14 protein-coding genes are annotated in these 19204 nt (G+C 67.4%); all 14 read right to left on the reverse strand.

From position 1 onward, the window contains the following. Position 1 precedes the first annotated feature (1 nt). The 14 genes from ACIP21_RS07770 to mnxG all read right to left on the reverse strand — a co-directional run bounded on the left by ACIP21_RS07770 (position 2) and on the right by mnxG (position 18933). Positions 2 to 475 (reverse strand): type II secretion system protein, encoded by a 474-nt coding sequence (locus ACIP21_RS07770; RefSeq protein ID WP_400686018.1) that lies wholly within the window; start codon positions 473 to 475, stop codon positions 2 to 4. Next, positions 472 to 2346 (reverse strand): secretin N-terminal domain-containing protein, encoded by a 1875-nt coding sequence (locus tag ACIP21_RS07775; RefSeq protein WP_400686021.1) that lies wholly within the window; start codon positions 2344 to 2346, stop codon positions 472 to 474. The genes ACIP21_RS07770 and ACIP21_RS07775 overlap by 4 nt, the downstream gene beginning before the upstream one ends. Then, on the reverse strand, positions 2343 to 2852 hold the full coding sequence (locus tag ACIP21_RS07780; protein ID WP_400686024.1) for a hypothetical protein: 510 nt from the start codon (positions 2850 to 2852) through the stop codon (positions 2343 to 2345). The genes ACIP21_RS07775 and ACIP21_RS07780 overlap by 4 nt, the downstream gene beginning before the upstream one ends. Next, complete coding sequence (gene pilO / locus ACIP21_RS07785; protein WP_400686026.1) at positions 2852 to 3415, reverse strand: type 4a pilus biogenesis protein PilO; 564 nt, start codon at positions 3413 to 3415, stop codon at positions 2852 to 2854. Before pilO ends, ACIP21_RS07780 begins: the two co-directional genes overlap by 1 nt. Further along, the gene (locus ACIP21_RS07790) at positions 3402 to 3944 is read right to left on the reverse strand and encodes a PilN domain-containing protein (protein ID WP_400686029.1); all 543 of its coding nucleotides are present in this window, start codon (positions 3942 to 3944) and stop codon (positions 3402 to 3404) included. Before ACIP21_RS07790 ends, pilO begins: the two co-directional genes overlap by 14 nt. Before the next feature lies 1 nt (position 3945). Beyond that, positions 3946 to 4728: a hypothetical protein gene (locus tag ACIP21_RS07795; RefSeq protein WP_400686031.1), complete on the reverse strand. Its 783-nt coding sequence runs from the start codon at positions 4726 to 4728 to the stop codon at positions 3946 to 3948. Beyond that, positions 4709 to 6385 carry a GspE/PulE family protein gene (locus ACIP21_RS07800; protein WP_400686034.1) on the reverse strand — a complete coding sequence of 559 codons (1677 nt, stop codon included), beginning with the start codon at positions 6383 to 6385 and terminating at the stop codon, positions 4709 to 4711. Before ACIP21_RS07800 ends, ACIP21_RS07795 begins: the two co-directional genes overlap by 20 nt. Before the next feature lie 99 nt (positions 6386 to 6484). Continuing rightward, on the reverse strand, positions 6485 to 7018 hold the full coding sequence (locus ACIP21_RS07805) for a response regulator (protein WP_400686036.1): 534 nt from the start codon (positions 7016 to 7018) through the stop codon (positions 6485 to 6487). Positions 7019 to 7255: 237 nt separating this feature from the next. Then, complete coding sequence (locus tag ACIP21_RS07810) at positions 7256 to 7897, reverse strand: SurA N-terminal domain-containing protein (RefSeq protein WP_400686039.1); 642 nt, start codon at positions 7895 to 7897, stop codon at positions 7256 to 7258. 11 nt (positions 7898 to 7908) lie between these two features. Next, positions 7909 to 9429, reverse strand: a complete 1521-nt coding sequence (locus ACIP21_RS07815) for an ABC transporter substrate-binding protein (RefSeq protein WP_400687095.1) — start codon at positions 9427 to 9429, stop codon at positions 7909 to 7911. 81 nt (positions 9430 to 9510) lie between these two features. Next, positions 9511 to 10146, reverse strand: coding sequence for an SCO family protein (locus tag ACIP21_RS07820; RefSeq protein ID WP_400687097.1), 636 nt, complete (start codon positions 10144 to 10146; stop codon positions 9511 to 9513). A 23-nt stretch (positions 10147 to 10169) separates the two neighbouring features. After that, on the reverse strand, positions 10170 to 10826 hold the full coding sequence (locus ACIP21_RS07825; protein ID WP_400686042.1) for an SCO family protein: 657 nt from the start codon (positions 10824 to 10826) through the stop codon (positions 10170 to 10172). Next, on the reverse strand, positions 10823 to 12805 hold the full coding sequence (locus ACIP21_RS07830; protein WP_400686045.1) for a cytochrome D1 domain-containing protein: 1983 nt from the start codon (positions 12803 to 12805) through the stop codon (positions 10823 to 10825). Before ACIP21_RS07830 ends, ACIP21_RS07825 begins: the two co-directional genes overlap by 4 nt. Positions 12806 to 13083: 278 nt before the next feature. Further along, positions 13084 to 18933 (reverse strand): manganese-oxidizing multicopper oxidase MnxG, encoded by a 5850-nt coding sequence (gene mnxG / locus ACIP21_RS07835; RefSeq protein ID WP_400686048.1) that lies wholly within the window; start codon positions 18931 to 18933, stop codon positions 13084 to 13086. Positions 18934 to 19204: the final 271 nt, after the last annotated feature.

Raw genomic sequence — 19204 nt, forward strand, 5'->3', positions numbered from 1 at the left:
GTCACCATTGCCCGTAGGGGATGTTGTCGAGGCCTTTGCCCCGGGCCTTCGAATACACGTCGAACACGTCCTCGCCTTCGCGCGGGTTGTCCGGGCTGCTGTCGTAGGAACGCAGGCCCCAGCCACCCTCGTCTTCACCCTTGGCCGCCACCAGCGGGTCGTGGGGGATGCGCCGCAGGAAGTAGAACTTGGCGCCCTTGGCGCTGCGCACATCGCGCACGCCGTCGACCAGCACCTGCAGGTTCGGCGGGTAGCCGCTGGCGTCCAGGCGCTTTTCGATGTAGCCGGCGTCGAAGGCGCGCTTGTAGGCATCGATGGCGTCGCGGATCTGGTACAGCGCCTCGCGCAGCTGCTGCTCCTTGCCACGGCGCACCACGGTTTCGGTGAGCGGTGCGGCCATGGTCGCGAGCATCCCGAGCAGGGCCAGGGTCAGCACCACCTCGATGAGGCTGAAACCCTGCTGGTGGCGTTTCATGGCCGTGGGCTCACGGTGGCCGGGACGCTGGCCATCTGGCTCTCGACCACCGGCGCGTTGTCGCGGTCGTCGCTCGGCACGTTGCCGGGCACATCGCGCGGTGGCAGTGGCATCGCCTGGCGCACCTGCATGCTCGACTCGGTGCCGGTGCCGAACTCCATGTCCGACGGGCTCTGGTACGGCAGGTTGCGCACGATGCGCGGGGTGATCGCCAGCACCAGCTCGCTCTTGCTCATGTCGTCCTTGTTGCTGCCGAACAGCCGGCCCAGGCCAGGGATGTCGCCAAAGCCGGGGATCTTGTTGCCGCTGGCGTTGTGGTCGTTGCGCACCAGGCCGGCCAGCACCTGGGTTTCGCCATCGTGCAGGCGCAGGCTGGTCTGGGCGTTGCGGGTGTCGACCTGGACCGGGATGGTGCCCTGGCGAGTGGCTTCAAGCGGGGTCGCGTTGCTGACTTCCAGGGCGATCTTGATCGCCACTTCGTTGTTCAGGTGCACGGTGGGCTGCACTTCGAGCTTCAAGCCGACATCCAGGTAGGTGACGCTCTCGGTGATCACCGGGCCCTGGGTCGAGGGCACCGAGGTGGCGCTGATGATCGGCACCCGCTGGCCGATGTGGATGCGCGCCTGTTCACGGTTGCTGACGCGGATCACCGGGCTGGCCAGGGTGTTGATGTCCTTGTCCTGGGCGTTGATCTTGGCCTGGGGGGCCGGCGAGATGCTGATGCGGCTGGAGTTGATGCCGCGCAGCTGGTCGAGCACGCTGACCGAGCTGCCGTCGCTGCTCAGCACGCCGAAGGTATTGGGCCATTGCAGGCCGAGGTCGAGGATGCGCGAGGTGGCCACCTCCATCACCTCCACTTCCAGCACCACTTCAGGGTTGGACTGGTCCTGGGACTGCAGCAGTTTTTCGGCCATGCGGATGGCGTCGGGGGTGTCGCGCATGGTCAGGGTGTTGAGGCGCTCGTCGACGAACACGTCGCGGGTCTTGAGCATGGTCTTGACCATGTTCAGCGCGGTGTTGGCGTCGATGCTGGTCAGGTAGAAGGTGCGCATGACCAGTTCCTGGTAGTCCTTGGTCTTCTGCGGCGAGTCGGGGTAGATCATCAGGGTGTTGTCGTTGACGACCTTCTGGCGCAGCTGGTTCTGTTCCAGCAGCAGGGCGATGGCGTCCTCGATGCGCACGTCGCGGACGAAGATGGTGGCCTTCATGTCCGGGCGCAGGTCGCGATCGAAGATGAAGTTGACCCCGGCCACCTGCGACAGCACCTCGAAGATGTTTTTCAGCGCGGCGTCACGGAACTCCAGGGTCACCGGCCGTTCCAGCTTGCTGCGCAGTTGCGGGAAGGGTTGCGCGGTGCGTGCCTGGACGTTCTCGATGTCGGTGCGCAGGGCAATGCCCTTCTGGTTCTGCGGGTCCAGGCGCAGTACTTCGCGCATGTAGCGCTCGGCGCCGAACAGGTCGCCCTGGCGCAGCGATGCCTGGCCCAGGGCCACGCGCTCGTCGAGGGTGCGCACCAGCTCGATCTGGCGGATGCCTTCCTGGGCGCGGCGGTTGTTCGGCTCGAGGGTCAGCACCCGGCCGTAGCCCATGCGCGCACCGGCAAAATCGTGGCGGCTGCGGTCGGCGTCGGCCTGGGCGATCAGTGCCTCCACCGCGGCCTGCCGGCCATGGGCCAGGGCGATGTTCAGCTCGGTGTCGCGCGGGTCATCGCGCAGGGCCTCTTCCAGGCGAGCGATGCCGGCCTCGTACTGGCCCTCCTTGATCAGCTGGTCGCTGTCCTTGCGCACCGCGCTGGAGCCGCAGCCGGCGATGGCCACGCACAGCGCCAGCAGCAGGAACGGGGCTGGTTTGCACATCTTCGAAGAGTTCATGGTGCGCTCCCTACAGACAAGGTCTGTGATTGATGCAAGGGCAGGTAAACCAGGTCCAGCTCGTTGGCCGAGACTCTGTCGAGGCGGTAGGTGTCGTCGATCACGTCGCCCTGGCGCACGACGTAGAGCTTTTCGCCGCTCTGCAGGAACACCTGCAGGTCGTCACGGTCGCCGAGGCGGCCGATGAATTCGAACGGCAGCGCCGGGGCGGTGGGTGCGGCCGGCGCCACGGGGGCGGCGACCACGGGTTGTTCGGTGACCGTGGCCAGGGTGGCAGGGGCAGTCCATTGCTGGGCGGGGAACAGATCGCGGGAGGCCTGTTCCGGCCCTTTCGCGGGTGAACCCGCTCCCACAGGGTCGGCGGCGCCCACAGGGCCTGTGGGAGCGGGTTTACCCGCGAAGGGGGCGACACCCTCTTCCTCGTTGAACCAGTGCCCCGGAGCCCATGCCAACACGGCACTGACCCCAAGGAACCCGGCCCACATCACGGCACGTTGAATGTTCATCACGACCTCGACAGGTAGAGGGTCAGGCGTACCCGCCCATTGAGCTCGGTGTCACCGATGCGTTTGCGCTGCAGTTCCAGGTCCTCCAGCACCAGGGTCGGCAGCTGCCCGATCAGCCCGCGCAGGAAGCCGCGGATCTGCGGGTAGCTGCCGCGCACCGGCAGGATGATCTGGTAGCGCGCCAGCTGGGTCTTGGGGTCGACGCCCAGGGCATACTCACCGCGGGCCAGGCTGATGTTCTCGGCGCTGGCCAACTGGTACAGGCGCTCGATCAGGTCACTGGCCTGCGGTTGCCCAGGTAGTTGCTGGCGCAGGCTGTCCAGCGCCTGCTGCTCGGGCTTGACGGCGATCTTCAGCTCGCCGCGCTTGACCTTCTCGACCTGCACGCTGGCCTCGGCCTCGCTGGCACGCAGTTCGCGCACCGCCTGCCACTGGGGCAGCACGCCGGCCAGGGCGATGCCGACGGCCAGGGCGCTGATGGCGATGGCGCCCAGGCCCACCGGGCCGACCCGGCGCAGGTGTTCCTGAACGATGAGGCTGTTCACGGCATCAGGGACGCGCATGGCCGGTCTCCCAGGTGGCGGTAAGGTTGAAGCGCACCGGGTGCTCAGGCTGCCCGGCCACCACTTCGTGGTTGACCAGCGACACATCGCTGAGCTCGGCACTGCGCTCCAGGCGCTGGTGGTACTGCAGCATCGCTTCGAGGTTGCGCGCCTCGGCGCTGATGCGGACCTGGCCCTTGCGCGCATCCGGGGTCAGGGACAGCAACGCGACGTCTTCCTGGGGCTGCGCTTCGAGCATGGCGAACAGCGCCTGCCACGGCCGTTGCAGCTGCTGCGAGACGCTGCGCATCTGCGCCAGGCGCTCGGCCTGCTCGCGGCTGACAGCGCTGTTCTGCGGCGCGGCGGGGGCCGGACGGCGGCCCAGTTGCAGCTCCAGGCTATGCACGCGGGCCTCCAGGCCCAGCTGCTGGTCCTGCAGTTGCTGCTGCAGCAGCACCAGCGCGGCGACGGCGACGCCGGCCAGGGCCAGCAGCGACCAGGCCAGCGGGCGGCTGCGACGGGGCTGGAATTCCAGGTCGAGGCGGCGCATGTCAGGCCACCGCCCGCCACATGGCGCACAGCGGGTCGCTGTCGCCGGCCGGCTGGCACAGCTGCACCGCCGTCAGTTGCGGCACGTCAGCACGGCCCGGGGCATGCAGGTAGACCCGCGGCAGGTGTTCGCCGTACAGCTCGCAGGTGCGCTCGATCAGCGCCTGCAAGGCCTGGTCGCTGTCTGCGCAGCCCTGGGCCAGCACCTGTTGCCAGGCGCCGCCGGCGGCCAGCAGCAGCACGCTGCGGCGCGGCTCGGCCAGCACGAAGAGGAAGTCGCCCTGCCCCAGCTGCGCCGAGCAGCGGTTGTAGGCGGCCATCAGGTACGGCTGCACCGAGCGCAGGCTCAGGCGGCTTTCCCGGCCCAGGCCCTGCAGGCCTTGCAGCAGCGCCTCGGGCAGTGCCGTGGCGATGCGCGCGGCACCGGCCGGCTCCGGCGAGAGGACGATGCGCCAGTCGTCCAGCGACTGGCCGTAGAGGTTCTCGAAACAGGCCCGGGCGTAGGCCTCCAGCTCGCGGGGGTGGCCGATGGCATCGCTCCACGGCACCAGGCAGAAGCGGCTGTAGCGGGCCGACAGCAGCACACGCAGCTGGGCGCCTTTGACCGCATGTTCGGCAAGCAGCGCGCCGAGTGCCTGCAAGGCAGCTTCCCAGGCCGGTTGCGCAGCGTCGCTGGAGAACCCGCGGCTACCCAGCCACTGATGTTGATTGGCGTGCCAGCGACCCAGGCCGACACCCTCGGCGCCGAGTACGGCGCAGAAACGTTCAGGCGATAAATGTGACACGGTTGATCTCCTCGAGAGTGGTACGGCCATCACGGACCAGGTCCAGGGCCGAGGCCCGCAGCAGGCGCAGGCCGCGCTGGCAGGCCAGCTGCTTGATCTGCGACAGGGGGCGGCGTTCGACGATCATCTGCCGCAGGTCGTCGTCCAGGTGCAGCAGTTCGGCGATCGCGCTGCGGCCGCGGTAGCCGCTGCCGCGGCACTGCCCGCAGCCGTGGGCGCGCACGAAGGTCCAGCCGGCCACCGCCGCGCGGGTCAGGCCCGAGGCGGCCAGCGTTGCGTCATCGGTCTCGCACGGCGTGCAGCAGTGCGGGCAGGCCAGGCGGATCAGGCGCTGGGCCAGCACGGCGTTGAGCGCCGAGACGAAGCTGTAGGGGTCGACCTGCATCTGGCTGAAGCGGCCGATCACGTCGAACACGTTGTTGGCGTGGATGGTGGTGAACACCAGGTGGCCGGTCAGCGCCGACTGCACGGCGATCTGCGCGGTGTCCGGGTCGCGGATCTCGCCGACCAGGATCTTGTCCGGGTCGTGGCGCAGGATCGAGCGCAGGCCGCGGGCGAAGGTCAGGCCCTTCTTCTCGTTGACCGGGATCTGCAGCACGCCGGGCAGCTGGTACTCGACCGGGTCCTCGATGGTGATGATCTTGTCCACGCCATGGTTGATCTCGCTGAGCATGGCGTACAGGGTGGTGGTCTTGCCGCTGCCGGTGGGGCCGGTCACCAGGATCATGCCGTAGGGCTCGGCGGCCAGCCGGCGCAGGGCCTGCAGGGTTTCATCGGCAAAGCCCAGGGCCTGCAGCTGCACACCGCTGACACGGTCGGACAGGTCCTGCTTGTCGAGCACCCGCAGCACGGCGTCTTCGCCGAAGATGCTCGGCATGATCGACACCCGGAAGTCGATCTGCCGGTCGCCGATGGCGACCTTGAAGCGGCCGTCCTGGGGCACCCGTTTTTCGCCGATGTCCAGCTCGGCCATGACCTTGATGCGCGAGATCACCTGGTCGGCAAACGCGCTGCCGCTGGCCTTGCCGGCGCCGTTGAGCACGCCGTCGATGCGGTATTTGAGGGTCAGCCCCTGGCCGGTCATGCTCAGGTGGATATCGCTGGCGTGCTGCTTGAGGGCATCGTAGAGGGTCGAGTTGACCAGCTTCACCACCTTGCTCTGGTCTTCGCTGATGCTGGTCAGCGACAGGCGTTGCAGCGGGTCGTGCTCGTGGCCGGCCTCGGCATCGTGGTCGAGGGCGTCGACGGCGTGGAAGCTTTCTTCGTGACGGGCCAGGAAAGTGGCCAGGTCTGCGGCATGCACCAGGTACAGCGGGGCACCTTGCAGGACGTCATCGACCCAGGCCAGGCGGGCCGGGTCGAAGGGGTCGGCGAACACGCCGAGCAACGCGCCGTCGTGTTCGATGAGGGCGAATTCACGCTTCAGGCACTGGGCCAGGCTGACCTTGTCGAAGCGTGGCGTGCCGGCCAGCAGGGCCTGGGTGTCCAGCGCCGGGTAATGCAGGGTGGCGGCCAGGCGGCGGGTGAAGGTGTCGGGGAGATCGCAAGCCAGCCGTTGCAGGCAGTCGAGCAGACGTTCGTCACCGGCTTGCAGGCGGGCCTGGGCCAGGAGCTCGCGGGGGTAGGCGACCGGGCGGGGGTCTTGGGAAGACCCCATCGCGGATAGATACGCTCCTACATCGAACACTTCGGACATGGCCTGCGACTCCGCTCAGGGGCGCGTCGCAGGCTGGTCGAACCAGGGCAGCGGGCGCCGCTATTCCCCGGTGAGCAGTTGGTCGTCGTCAGGTCCAGGGGGCTTGGCGCCATTGCGGCGGCGGTCGGCCAACACCCAGCTTCCATCGTACAACTGCAAGGGGAACGATTGATTGCTGTTCTGGCGTCGTTCGACAAACCCTTCGGCTGGCTGATCAGTGGCCCTGCGCCGGCGCTCGATGCCCATCAGGTCGAAGATCGCGCGGGCCAGTTCCGCCAACGGGAACGGCTTGAACAGGACATGGGTCACGCCCAGATCGGCGGCCCGCTCACGGACCTCGGCGGTCGGGTGGGCGGTGATCAGCACGAAGTGGCATTGCCTGTTCCTGCGCACGGTCTCCAGGACCTGAAAACCCTCCATGTCGGGCAAGCGGTAATCCAGCACAATCACTTCCGGTGCCAGGCTCTGAGCCTGCGCGATACCCGCAGCACCGTCGTGGGCAACGTGAACGTCCAGGCCTTGTGCCTGCAGATACGCCTGCAGGTTCTGCGCAAGGGTCTGCTCGTCATCGACTACCAATACTCTGTTCACCAAGGTCGACTCCCAAGAACTGCCCGGTTACCCGGTCTGCGAAGTGCGGCCTCGATAAGGCTTGAGCAGGCTTCGTGCCAGGCGTGAATGTTCATTTCGCACCACTGTAAGTCATTGAGCTGACTGGGCTTCCCCAGAGCCTTCGGCGCAGCCGCATACCCGGTTCCCCACATCCGGGGAACGTGATGGCACATTGCCAAGCCGCTATTCCCCAGTGTTGGGGAAACGCCATCGGCACCGTCAGTCGGCAAATTCCACTGTAGCGGATTGGCGCAAACGTTGGCGCACGGACTGGCGCGCCTGGGCCTGCAATTGGCCGATGAGCGCGGCCCTGGCCAAAGCCAGGCCCTGTTCCGGTATGACCGAAGGGTTATCACTTTGGTTCTGCGTTCCTTGCAAAGTGTGCCGATTGGCCTGGTAGAACGCTTCCACCTGCGCCGCGCTGGGTGGGTCTACCGACGTGAGCTCGGCGTATACCTGCTGCGCGGCCAGGTCATGGCGCAGGTAGTGAGCGTACCCCGCCCGGTCGAAACCTGCATCTGCCAGGTGCCTGTCGAACACCACCGCGCTGCCGAACGCGGCCTCGATCTCGCCAAGCCGGGCGGACAGCTGTTCATCACTGATGCCGATACCCCGGCGCTGGGCTTCCTGCCAGAGCAGCTCCTTGTCGATCAACGCGTCCAGGGCCTGCTCGCGCAGGCGCTTGTACAGGCCCGGATTGCGGATACTCGACAGCGCCCGCCCCTGGGCCTCGAGGTACTCGGTGAGGTAGCGCTCGAGGCGCATCACCCCGATCTCCACGCCATTGACCCGAGCCGCCGGCAGCTCGGCCCAGCCGGCCCGGGACAGCAGCAGCAACAGGCACAGCAACAGGGTACGCATGGTGACCTCCTTCATGGGCTGTCCGCCACTGGCCGGTACGGGCCCACGGCGGTGAAGCGTGGCCCGGGCAGCGTGACCGCGACCACATGGGCGCCGGCCATGCCCTGGCGGCGGCCGGGGCCGAAGCCCAGGGCCGGAGTCAGGCCGGTGTCGACGTCGTGCAGGCCTTCCAGGGCGGCGACCAGCTTTTCGCGGCTGGCATCGCGGCCGATCTGTTTCAAGGCGTCCATCAGCAGCCGCAAGGCACACAGGGTGTTGACCTGCAACGAGGCCTGGCGTCGATCCAGGCCCTGGCGCTGCTGCAGGCCGGCCAGGGCCGCCCTGCCCTGTTCGGTCCAGTCGCCCGGAACGAACGGGTAGGCCAGCAACAGCCGTTGCGACCACGCCGCCGGCAGGTTGGCCACGGCGCCGGCCACCTGGCTGGAGGCCGCCAACAGATAGGGCGCCCGGCCTTCGGCCTGGAGCACGGCGGCCATCTCGGCGAAATCCTCGGCATGGCCGAGGAAGACGATGCCCGGCGCCGCCACGGCCTGGCCGTTGAACGCTTCGGCCGCCGGCAATCGCCAGCCTTGGCCCATGAGCTGCTCGCGCACCTGCTCGGCCAACGGCGCCTGTTCGCTGCCGGCGTATACCACGCGCAGGTCATCAGGCAACAGGCCCAGGGCCGTTCGGGCGTGCTCGGCCAGGCTCTGCATCTGGCTGGCGATACCGGGCAAGGGGTCGAAAATCTGTGGGCTGCCACCGCTGCGCGGAGTGTTGCCGACCAGCGGCACAGCGTGCTGTTCGAGCAGTGCCGGCAACTGCTGGTCAAGCTGGGGAACCAACGGTGCGATCAAGGAGAACACCTGGTCCTGCTCGAGCAAACGCTGCAGCGCACGCTCGGCACTGGCCGGATCGGGGCCGGGGTCAGCCACCATCAGTTGCAGGCGCCGGCCGTGGATACCGCCCTGCTGGTTGAGCTGGGCGATGCCGTCCTCCAGCACCGCGCGCACCACCTGGCCGGCCTCGGCCAGCGGCCCGCTGGCGGGCAGCAGGGTGCCCAGGCGCAGCACGCCCTCCTCCACGCCGGGGTCGCGTTCATCGCCCAGGCGCTTGAGGTAGGCGGTGAGGTTGCGCTGGTCGGCCAGGGTCAGGTCGAAGCGTGGCATGGCCGGGTCCAGGCGGTTGCCGGCCGGATCGACCCCGTGGCGGATGACGCGGGCCAGGCTGCTGTCGCTGTAGGCCGGGTAGCGGCGGCTGTTGGCCTGGCGCTCGCCCGGCCCCAGGGCCAGGCGCTGCCAGTCCAGGCTCGGCGGGCGCACGCCGCCTTCGGCGCGGCCGCGGCCGTCGTTGCCGTGGCAACTGGCGCAGGGCAGCACGCTGGCGGGGACGCTCATGCCGCTGGCGCCGACCCGCGCGGTAAGCTGGGCGTCGCTGCTGGAGAGGCCTTCGCGGTAAAGGCGTTTGCCAGCTTGCTCGTTTGCGCTCAGATCCAACGCGTGGGTTGTGTTGCAAAGGCTGAGGCTTATCAGCAAGGTCAGGACTTTTGCAATGTTCTTGCCGGCCTCTTCGCGGCTGAAGCCGCTCCCACAGGGGCCGGGGTCACCCGCGAAGCAGCCGGCAATGTCCATGGCTCAACGCCCGGCCAGAGGTTGCGCCAGCAGCTGCAGGCGCTGGGCGATGGCAGCGGGCGGCGCATCCGGGCGGATCTTGCTCCAGCGCTTGCCGGCCACGTCACCGGCGATCAGCTGGGTCGAATGCTGTTCGGGGCTGGGCAGGAACTGGCCGATGCGGCCCAGCACCAGGTCGACGCTGGCCTTGTCGCCCGTGAGGAACAGCCAGTTGGCGCTGTCCACCCCTTGTTTCTCGGCATAGGCCTTGAGCGCGGCCGGGGTGTCATTGAGCGGGTCGCTGCTGATCGACACGAAGGTCACCTGGCTCGCCAGCTCCGGCCCCATGGCCTCGCGCACGTCTCGCAACTTGCGGGTGATCAACGGGCAGGCGTCGGTGCAGTGGGTGAAGATCACATTGAGCATCACCACCTTGCCCTTGAGCACATCGCTGTAGAAGCGCAGTTCACGGCCGTTCTGGTCCTTGAGCACGGTGTCGGTGAACCAGGTCTGGGCATCGCGGGTGCCACCGCCACTGGTCATGGTCGGCGGCGCCGGTTGCGGGGTGGGCCCCTCGGGGGCGTGGCCTTCATGGGCGAAGGCCACCGCGCTGAGGATCCACAGGCAGACCACCAGGGCCAGCCAGTCGGTGCTGCGCATCGTGGTATGTCGGGTCATGCTGCTCATGGCTGCTCCTCATGGTGTTCGGCGATGGCGGTGCTCTTGGCGTGCACGCGGCGGGCGCTCAGGCGGTTGACTTCCTCGACCAGCACGGCGGGGTCGGTGAAACCGTAGTAGCGCGTCCAGTGGCCGCTGCGCCCGTCGCCCACGAGAATCAGCGGCGGGTGCTGGCTGAGGTCGGCGCTGAAGCTGCCCAGCCCCTTGAGGGTCTCGGTGATCGCGTAGGGCGAGCCGGTCAGCCAGCTCCAGCCCGGACCATGCTGGAAGGCCCTGGCATAGCGTTGCAGGCGCTTGGCATCGTCACGCTGCGGGTCGACGCTGATCGACACCAGCCGTACCTCCTCGCCCACCCGGCCGCCCAGCTGCTGCTGGACCTTGCCCATGATCGACGACACCACCGGGCACACCGTGGTGCAACTGGTGTAGATGAAACCCATGACCACCAGGTGCTCGCCCACCAGGTCCTTTTCCAGGCGCACCGGCATGCCGTCCTGGTCGAGCAGCGCGACATCGGCAAAGCGCACGCTGGCCTTTTCCTGGTGGGCCGCCGCTGGCGGCTCGGCCTTGGCGTCATGGTCGTGGCCGGCGTGGGCCAGGGCGAGCTGACTGGCCAGGGCCAGGCTGAGGGCAAGCAGGTGGCAGGCAGGCTTGGCATTCATCGCACGTTCCTCAGGTCGGTCTGGGCAGCGCTCGCCGTGACGGCCGGCAGCACGCGCAGGCTGGTGTAGTTTTCTTCGGCGAACTTGCGCCCCAACGAAGGCGACTGCACATGCAGGTACCAGGCGCCGGGTTCGGGCAACGCCAGGGCCGCCTGGTACACGCCCTCGCCCACCTCGGTGAGCGGCAGGTTGCGCGGCAGCGACGACGGCGCCAGGAAGTAGCGCAGGGTCAGGTCGTTCAGGCCCAGCCGCGGCCGGCCATCGTCACCGACGATGCGCACCTTGGCGGTGAAGGCGCTGTCCTGGGCCTGCGGCTGGTCGAGGCCGATGAACTCGGCATGGGCGCCACGGCGCCGGGTGGCATCGGGCGCGGCGGCCACGTTGGTGCTGAAGCAGTGGATGATCTGCGGCTGGTTGAGCAGGAAGGCCACGTCGAAGGTGCCGGCGGCGGGCATCTTCACCGTCGAGCCGTAGACGCCGGGCGCCAGCTCGCGCAGGCTGCGGTCGATGACCAGGGTCGCACGGGCCTGGTGGCCGCGGTTGTTGTAGCCGGACATCGGTGCGTTCATGCCTTCGGCATAGAAGTAGGTGGTGTTGTCCACCGGGTTGACCACGAACACCGAGTTGTCGTCACGCGACACCGCCAGCCCCTGGGCCAGCGGCAGCTCACCGGCCTGGCGCGGCGCGGCGGGGCCGGCCTCGAAGCCCTGGACGATCGGCGTGCGCCCTTCCCCCAGGCTGCCCAGGTTGATCATGCTGACCTTGCTCGAGGCCAGGCCGCGGACGTAGGCATAGCCCTTGGTGAAGGTCAGTTGGTAGGGTTCGGCCGCCACCGGGATACGGTGGATCAAGGTGTCGGTGCTGGCGTCGATCACCAGGGCCTGGTTGTCGACGGTGTTGAGCACGATGCCGTAGCGGCCATCGCTGCTGAAGCGCATCGGCCCCAGGCCCTGCTCGGCCTTGACCACATGGCGCAGCTGGTGGCTGCGGGCGTCGATCACGTGCACCGTGCCAGCCTCGCCATCGGCCACGTACACCGCCTGGGACAGCGCCGAGTAGGCTACCGACAGGGGGTGCGGGCCGACCTCCAGGGTCTTCACCAGGCGCAATTCGGGGATGTCGATGATGCTCAGGGTGCCGCCGTCGCGGTTGCTGACGAAGGCATAGCGCGAATCGGCGCTGAAGGCGATTTCGTGGTGCCCGGAGCCGGTGGCGAAGCTCTTGAGCATGCTGCGGCTGGGCACGTCGATCACCGTCACCCCGCCCTTGGCCGGGTCGCTGCTGTTGTTGCCCACCCACAGGCGCAGCTGGTCCGGTTGCAGGGCCACCCGCACCGGCAGGTCGCCAGCGTCCAGGTTGGCCACGCGGGTGAAGGTTTCAGTGTCGATCACGGCCACCTGGCCGCGCTCGGGCATCGATACGAACACCTGCTTGTCGTCGACCGTGGCCGCCCAGTCCATGGGCCGGCCCGGCAGGTCGATGCGCGCCAGGGTGCTGGTGATGCCACCGACCGAGACGGTCGGGTCGATCACGGTCAGGCTGGCATCCTTGTTCAGCATCAGCAGGAAGTAACTGTTCAGGTCGAGCAAGGGCCGCGCGCCGATGCTGCTCTTGAGGAACAGCGCCACCCGCGCCTTGCAGCTCTGGTCGCGGTTGCCGCCTTCGAGCGGCGCCGCCTGCGCCGGGTCGATCCAGGCCCCCGGGGCCATGCCCGACAGCGGTTGGCCGCTGGCCTGGTCGCTGACCTTGAAACGGATGTTGGCGAAGGCGCCTTCACGCAGCTCGGCGCCGGCCAGCGGCCGTGCCTCGAATTCCACGGTCACCCCATCGCGGCTGAGGCGGTGCAGGGCCTGCGGGTCGGCGGGCTCCTGCAGCAACTCGCGGGGGTCGCACCAGAGTTTTTCATAGGCGACCCCGAGGCCGATCAGGGCCATGCTCAGCAACAGGCCGGCGTAGGCCGGGCGCAATTTGAGCGTCATGGTCGTGCCCTCTTGCGCGGGCGGGGCGGGAATGCGGTTGCAACGACCATGTAGCACCTCCACAGGTCTCAGGATTCTGCAGAGATATTGCAAGTGGTATGCCATAAAAATTATCCCCATGAATCAGCTAGTTAGAAAAACAACCAGAGAAACATGGGGAGGATGACCTGGCGCCATTCCCCAAACCCGGGGCCAGAAAACGGGTTGCCTGGGAACCGCCGACCGCTGAAATAGCACAAGGGGCGCAATGCGCCCCTTGTTCCTTGCTGGTACAACGACTATTGCGCGGGTGCCGTTGCCGGCGGTGGGTCATTGGTTACCCGCAGGATGCCCCACAACCCCGACAGATTCCCGTACGCCGCATAGTCGCGGAACAGGTAATCCCCCGGCACCGCATTGGCCCCACCCGCGCTCGGCAGCATGAAGCTGAAGTGCGCCGCCGGCAGCACGCTCTCCTGGGCGCCGATGTACATGGCCATCGGGTTGTAGCCGAAGCGCACCGAGCCGATACCCGGCAAGCCCATGGGGTAGCCGTCGACATCGCTCTTCTCGGCCTGGTAATTGTGCAGCGGCCACAGGTGCCCATCGAGCTGGTAGGTGATGCCGCGGCTGCCACCGCTGGGCATCAGCACGTGGCTGCGCACCGGTTGCCCCGGCTTGGCATACAGCACCGGGGTTTGCGGGTCGCCGCCCACCAGGGCATTGCTGTAGGCCATGTGCGCGTTGGGCACGTCGGCGAAGCCAAAGCCATCGGCATGGCCGAACGGCGCATCCGGGGCCAGGCCGAAGCGCAGCCACAGCGGCTCGGTCTTGTAGTTCATGGCCATGTTGCCGTTGTCCTTGGGATCGCCCGGCACGCCGTTGCCCTCGGTGGCGATGCCTTCGACCGGCCTGCCATCGGCCCAGCGCATGTTCAGCGAACGCTGCCACACCGTCACCAGGTCGCGGTAGTCGGGCTGGCCGCTGACCTTGACCGTGGCCTGGGCCCGCATGGCGCTGTCCTCGGTCCAGGTCGCGGTCTGCGGCAGGATGCTCATGCCGCCGACCAGGCCCTTCTGCGGCTGCTTGATGACATCCGCAGGCGTCAGGTTGAGGCCGCCGAACTCGATGGCGGTGGTGTTGATGTTGTCCACCGTGCGGCCCAGTTGCAGGATCGGCTTGCCCTCGCGCTCCAGGTGCCCGGCGTAGTACTGGTACACCCGGCTCGGGTACGCGCCGCTGTTGCCCACCCGCGGCGGCACGGTCTGCACCGGGTTGGCGCCGACGTTGACGCCGTCCGACTTGGTGATGTCGTAGGCCAGCAGTTGCGCATGCAGGCCAACATGGCTGGACGGGCGCATCAGGTTGTTGTTGAAGGCGGTGGAACCTTCGCTGTCGAAGCGGTCACGCTTGACCACGTTCTGCATCACCGCCGTGCTGGGCAAGTCCGGCATCACCTGCGGCAGGCGGTTTTCCAGGGTGATGCTGAGGCAGTCACCGGCGTTGGCACGCAACACCAGCGGCTCCACCGGGACCCCGGCCTTGAGCTTGCCGGAGATCGGGTCAAGGTCGGCCTTGCGCACGTACAGCACGGCGGTCGGGTCGTGCAGCGGCGCGCTGTGGCCGCCGACGGTGAAGGTGGTGCCGTCCTCCTCGTCGACCACCGTCACCTGCGGGATGCTGGTCTTGCGGCTGTTGAACACCAGGGTGCCGCCATTGGCCTTGAGCGGGCCGCCGACATGCTGGTTGATCCCGGCCGGGTCGCCGATGCTGACACCGTTGCGGTTTTCCAGGATGTCGTTGGCCAGCGCGGCGACGATCTCGTAGCTGCGCTTGACCGTGGCGCGGGTGCCGATGCCATTTGGGTTGGCCGTGGTTTTCGGGCAGATGCCGTCGAAGTTGACCGTGTTGCGCATGGCCACCGGTTGCGGGTTGTTCGGCAGCGCGAACAGGTCGGCACGTTGCCCGGTGTAGTTGCGCATCACCCCCCAGATGCCGTTCCAGTAGCCTTCCAGGGCAGCATCCATGGAGTACAGGTAGTCGCCGTTGGTGGCGGCGGAACTGGAGATCATCGACACCGGTGCCATGAAGCCCATCTGCTCGGAGATACCGATCATCTGCGACGACTTCCACCCCGAGTTGGAGCTGTTGCCGAAGCCCGAGCCGTTCTGCAGCCACTTCACGCCGTGCAGGGTGACGTTGTGCTCCTCTTCATGGCCCCCGGCGTGCAGGCGCAAGCGCACGTTGTCGCCGGAGTAGGTACGCAGCATCGGCGTGAACGGGTCGCCCGGTTCGCTGCCAGCCTTGTTGATGTTAGGTGGGAACAGCGTGGTGCCACCGGTGGGGCCGACCGCCGAGGTGATCGCCGAAGGCGCCAGGTTCATCGCCGGGATCGCCCGGTCGGTGCGGCTCTGCAGGGCATAGCCGAGGTCACCGCCAAGGCCGTCGGCCTGCATCCCGCGCTTGCCGTCCGGGCCGACCTTGTTCGGGTCGAACACGCGCAGGGCCAGCGGCTCGTTGCGGTAGTTGACGACGAACATGCCTGGGTCATCCACCGAGATCGCCTGCGGGCACGGCCGGCTCGGGCAGCCTGGGCTGAGCCCGCCACGCGACTCGACCACCGATTCGAGCAGGTTCGAGGCCTTCTGCCGCACCGGTGGGTTGATGGCGTAGCGGAAGCTGTCGGCAGTCGGCGGATAGGCTTGGCCGTTAGGCACGCCGTCGGGGCCGGCGCCGACGTACACGCCGGCTTCATAGGCATGCTGGAAGTCGCTGTACTCGAGGAAGAACTCGCGGTAGCTGTCGTTCTTGCCATCGCCGTCGTGGTCGCCGGTCTGGATCACCGCCTGCCACGAGGTCGGGCCGCCGTCCTGGCGGGTGCCAGGGTTGTACAGCTTCTCGCCCGTTTCGGCGTGGAACCAGGTGGAGCCGGCGGGTTCGGCCAGCACGGTGGCATACAGCCCCAGCTGCTGGTGGGTCGATGGGCCGAGGTGGTCGTGGGTGAAGATGGTGCCCAGGCCCCGGTCGACGTTATGCACGTTCACCAGCGGGTCGGCGAACCAGCGTTGCATGGCCGTGCGCGCGCCCAGCCAGTCGGCCCGGCCGAAGCGGCCGAAGTAAGGGTGCTGCTTGGCTTTCGGGCAGGCGGCGGTGCCGTCGCGGCTGTCGCCTTCGCTGCAGCCGTTGAAGGCACGGATGGCATGCACGCGCTCGACCACGCTGCCGGGCGAGAGAATGCCGTCTTCGTAGTTCCAGCCGTTGGCCGAGCCGTCGGCGGCGGTCAGGTCCCACTTGGGCAGGTGGATGTGCTGGCCGATCACGTCGGTCGGGGTGCGCACCTGGTAGTCGTCCATCTCGTAGACCGACGGGATCAGGTTGGTGTGGGTATACATGGTGCAGTCGAAGGTGTTCATGCGCATCACCAGCGGCTCTGGCGGACGCTGTTTGGTGATCACCGGCCAGGCGTCTTCCCAGAGCGCGAGGATGCGCGCCTGCGGGAAGTGATAGCCGACCTTGTTGTACACCGCGTCGAACTGGATGTTGGCACCTTTGTAGATGCGCGGGCGGTCGGCGGTGAAGGTCGAGGCGCCGCGGAAGTTGAGGCCGGTGAGGCTTTCGCCGCTGAAGAATTCACCCACGCCCGAAGACTGGGTCAGGCGTTTGCCACGGTCATCCATGCACGGCTCGTAGAAGGGCGCACCGGCGGTCGGCAACGCGCCGTTGGTGCGGAACGCCTTGGCCACCGGCTGGCTGCCGGGGATCAGCGCGTAGCTGGGGTGCTCGGCCTTGGCGTGGAACTGCATCGCCGCCTGTTCGACGTCGGTGCCCTCCTCCGGCATGTAGATGGGCTTGGCCTTGTGCACCACCTTGGAGAAGTCCAGCTTGGTGGTGGTGGTTTCAGCTTCGCCACCGGCGGACACGCCGTCCAGCGCGTGGCGGCCAAGGCCACCGTCCCAGCCGTCGACCTGGTTGGGGTCGAGGTTGGCCCACAGGGCCTTGCCACTGTCCTTGAGCTGCCGGGCCAGGGCCGGGTCGAGCATGTCCAGCGGCGGGGTTGGCGGGCGGTTGCCGACACTGCTTTCCATACCGCCGATCCAGAACGGATAGCCCGGGTTCTTCAGCGTGCCATCGGCATTGCGGTTGGTTTCGCTGCGGTCGACCAGGGCCAGGGAACCGACCGCCCTGGGGCCAGCGGTCGCATGGGGGTGGTCTTCATCGGCGTCATGGCTATCGTCGTCATTGGCCGCCATCTGCTCGGCGGACAATTTCGGCACCACCACCACCTTGCCCGGCATCGGCGCCATGGCCTTGCCTGGCAGCGGCACGATCGCCGGGATCGGCGTGCCGGCGACGATCTCGCCGTCCGGCAAGGCCCGCGCACCGGCCGCCGGTTTGCCGCTGCGCAGGGCAAACGGCGTGCTGTGGAAGCCATTGCTGCCTTGCCCGCTGACTTCCAGGCGGGTGCCTTCCTCGAACACGTCATGCACCCGCCACATGGCCCACATGCCCTGGGCGAAGTGCGGGTAGAAGTGGCAGTGGTAGATAGCGTCGCCGGCCACCCGGTTGCGGTTGCCAGAGCCGCCGTTGGCGATTTCATAGGTGTAGCCGATGCCCGGCCCGATGCCCTGGGCATCGATGTAGTCGGAGTTGTCGTCGTTGGGGTTGAACAGCCACTGGTGACCGTGCAGGTGGAAGATGTGCTGCTCGTGGCCGTTGTGGGTGTTGCGGAACTTGGTGAAGTCACCGATGTAGCTGTGGTGCACGTTGGCCGGCTCGGCCGGGTACAGGGCCATGCCGGCCTTGACCCCGGTGGCGCTGGCCGGTGGCACTTCGCCAGGGCGGATATGCTCGAGGCCGACGTTGGCCGGCACGTCGACCAGGGTGCCGATGTCGCCCACGGTGTGGGCGCTGAGGAAGAACTCTTCATAGGCGCACGACAAGCAGTCATGCATCGGCCCGACCCCCAGGCGGTTGGCCACCACTTCGGCGCCCATGCCGCCGGAACCGTAGTTGATCATGAACGAATCGCGGGTCGGCTCCAGCACATGGCCCATCACCGGGTCGGCCCAGTAGCCGGGGAATGCCTGGGTGGCGGCCACTTCGTCGGCGAACTGCGAGGCGAAGTCGCGGAACGCCTCGAGGCGGTTGGGCAATGCCGGGTTGCGTTTGCCGACGCTTTCCAGCGGGTAGGTGGCCTTGGGGAAGCTGCCATCGGGGTTGGGGCCCATGACGATGGCATCGGTTTCGCTGTTGAGGATCTGGTTGCCGTCGATCATGGCGATGATCGGCTTGCCGGCCTTGCCTTCGCTGACCCAGGGTTCGGCCTGCGGGTAGCGCGCCTCGTAGTTGATCACCGGCTGGCCGGTGGCGGTGCGGCCAGTGGTGGCCAGGCGCATCTCTTCTTCGGTCAGGGTGTTGCGGTAGGTGCGCCCGCCCTTGGGCACCACCACCACCTGGCCGAACAGCCCGTTGGCGACGTTGCCGGCGCCGCCCTGGCCGCCAAAGGTGGCGCCCTGGCTGGTCGCGGCAAAGGCCCCCTCGCGTTCGGCAAACAACGTGTAGCTGCGGGTATTGCCAGGCGCTACCAGGAAGTTGCCATTACGCCCGGTGTTGGCGGCGATGTCGCCGATGCTGTTGACCGCCTGCAGGCCGTTTACCTGGAAGCCGACCATGCGGTCGGCCACCTGCTCGTCGGCGACGAAGTGCTCACCGCCTTCGTTCTCGACTTCGTTTTCCGCCTCTTCCTCACCTTCGGGCTCTTCGGGTTCGATGCCGTGCTTGTTGGGGTTGGCCCGGTAGTCGAGCAGGTTGGTCAGGTTGACCGTCAGGCAGTCACCGGCGGCGACCCGCAACACGATCGGTCGCGGGCGCTTGTCGGGGCGCAGGGTGACCTTGCCGGGCACGGCGGCGCCGCCCTTGCTCAGCGGCACCTGGTGCTCGTCGACCACGTCGTCGCGCAGGGCGAAGATCATGCCATTGGCGTTCTGCGCGCCCAGGCGGTTGAACATCAGCGGCTGGTCCAGCGCCACCACGTTGGCCACCAGATTGCGCTGGCACTGAACGGCCGCCTCGCTCTCGTTGGTGGTCTCCCAGCCGAACAGGGCGAGGATGAGTGAGGTCAGGACGGGGGCTTTGTATGGGGTGGGCATGCTGCACCTCCGGGACACGGGGACTCTGCGTGGGGGTGGAGCAAGGGTTGTGCCATTAAATAATGAGTCTATTTTTCAGTGACTTATTAAATTTATGCGGAGTGATTGGGGGTGGTTGTACCGGGAAAATCCCCCGAATCGGGGGAGTGGGAGGCATTGTTATTTCGGGACGTGCCGAAGCGGTTCTTATAAAACTCACGGATGAAAATTCCTACAACGCTTTGGGAAGTTGGTAACTCCTCTGTGAATGGGTTCCTCGCTAGTGTTCACG

The sequence above is a fragment of the Pseudomonas sp. NPDC089401 genome (assembly GCF_044749485.1).
GTDB lineage: Bacteria > Pseudomonadota > Gammaproteobacteria > Pseudomonadales > Pseudomonadaceae > Aquipseudomonas.

Bases quoted from the DNA above. Each gene is read 5' to 3' on its own strand.
- ACIP21_RS07770 (WP_400686018.1), bottom strand. From the start codon at position 475: ATGAAACGCCACCAGCAGGGTTTCAGCCTCATCGAGGTGGTGCTGACC.
- ACIP21_RS07775 (WP_400686021.1), bottom strand. From the start codon at position 2,346: ATGAACTCTTCGAAGATGTGCAAACCAGCCCCGTTCCTGCTGCTGGCG.
- ACIP21_RS07780 (WP_400686024.1), bottom strand. From the start codon at position 2,852: ATGAACATTCAACGTGCCGTGATGTGGGCCGGGTTCCTTGGGGTCAGT.
- pilO (WP_400686026.1), bottom strand. From the start codon at position 3,415: ATGCGCGTCCCTGATGCCGTGAACAGCCTCATCGTTCAGGAACACCTG.
- ACIP21_RS07790 (WP_400686029.1), bottom strand. From the start codon at position 3,944: ATGCGCCGCCTCGACCTGGAATTCCAGCCCCGTCGCAGCCGCCCGCTG.
- ACIP21_RS07800 (WP_400686034.1), bottom strand. From the start codon at position 6,385: ATGGGGTCTTCCCAAGACCCCCGCCCGGTCGCCTACCCCCGCGAGCTC.
- ACIP21_RS07810 (WP_400686039.1), bottom strand. From the start codon at position 7,897: ATGCGTACCCTGTTGCTGTGCCTGTTGCTGCTGCTGTCCCGGGCCGGC.
- ACIP21_RS07820 (WP_400687097.1), bottom strand. From the start codon at position 10,146: ATGCGCAGCACCGACTGGCTGGCCCTGGTGGTCTGCCTGTGGATCCTC.
- ACIP21_RS07825 (WP_400686042.1), bottom strand. From the start codon at position 10,826: ATGAATGCCAAGCCTGCCTGCCACCTGCTTGCCCTCAGCCTGGCCCTG.
- ACIP21_RS07830 (WP_400686045.1), bottom strand. From the start codon at position 12,805: ATGACGCTCAAATTGCGCCCGGCCTACGCCGGCCTGTTGCTGAGCATG.
- mnxG (WP_400686048.1), bottom strand. From the start codon at position 18,933: ATGCCCACCCCATACAAAGCCCCCGTCCTGACCTCACTCATCCTCGCC.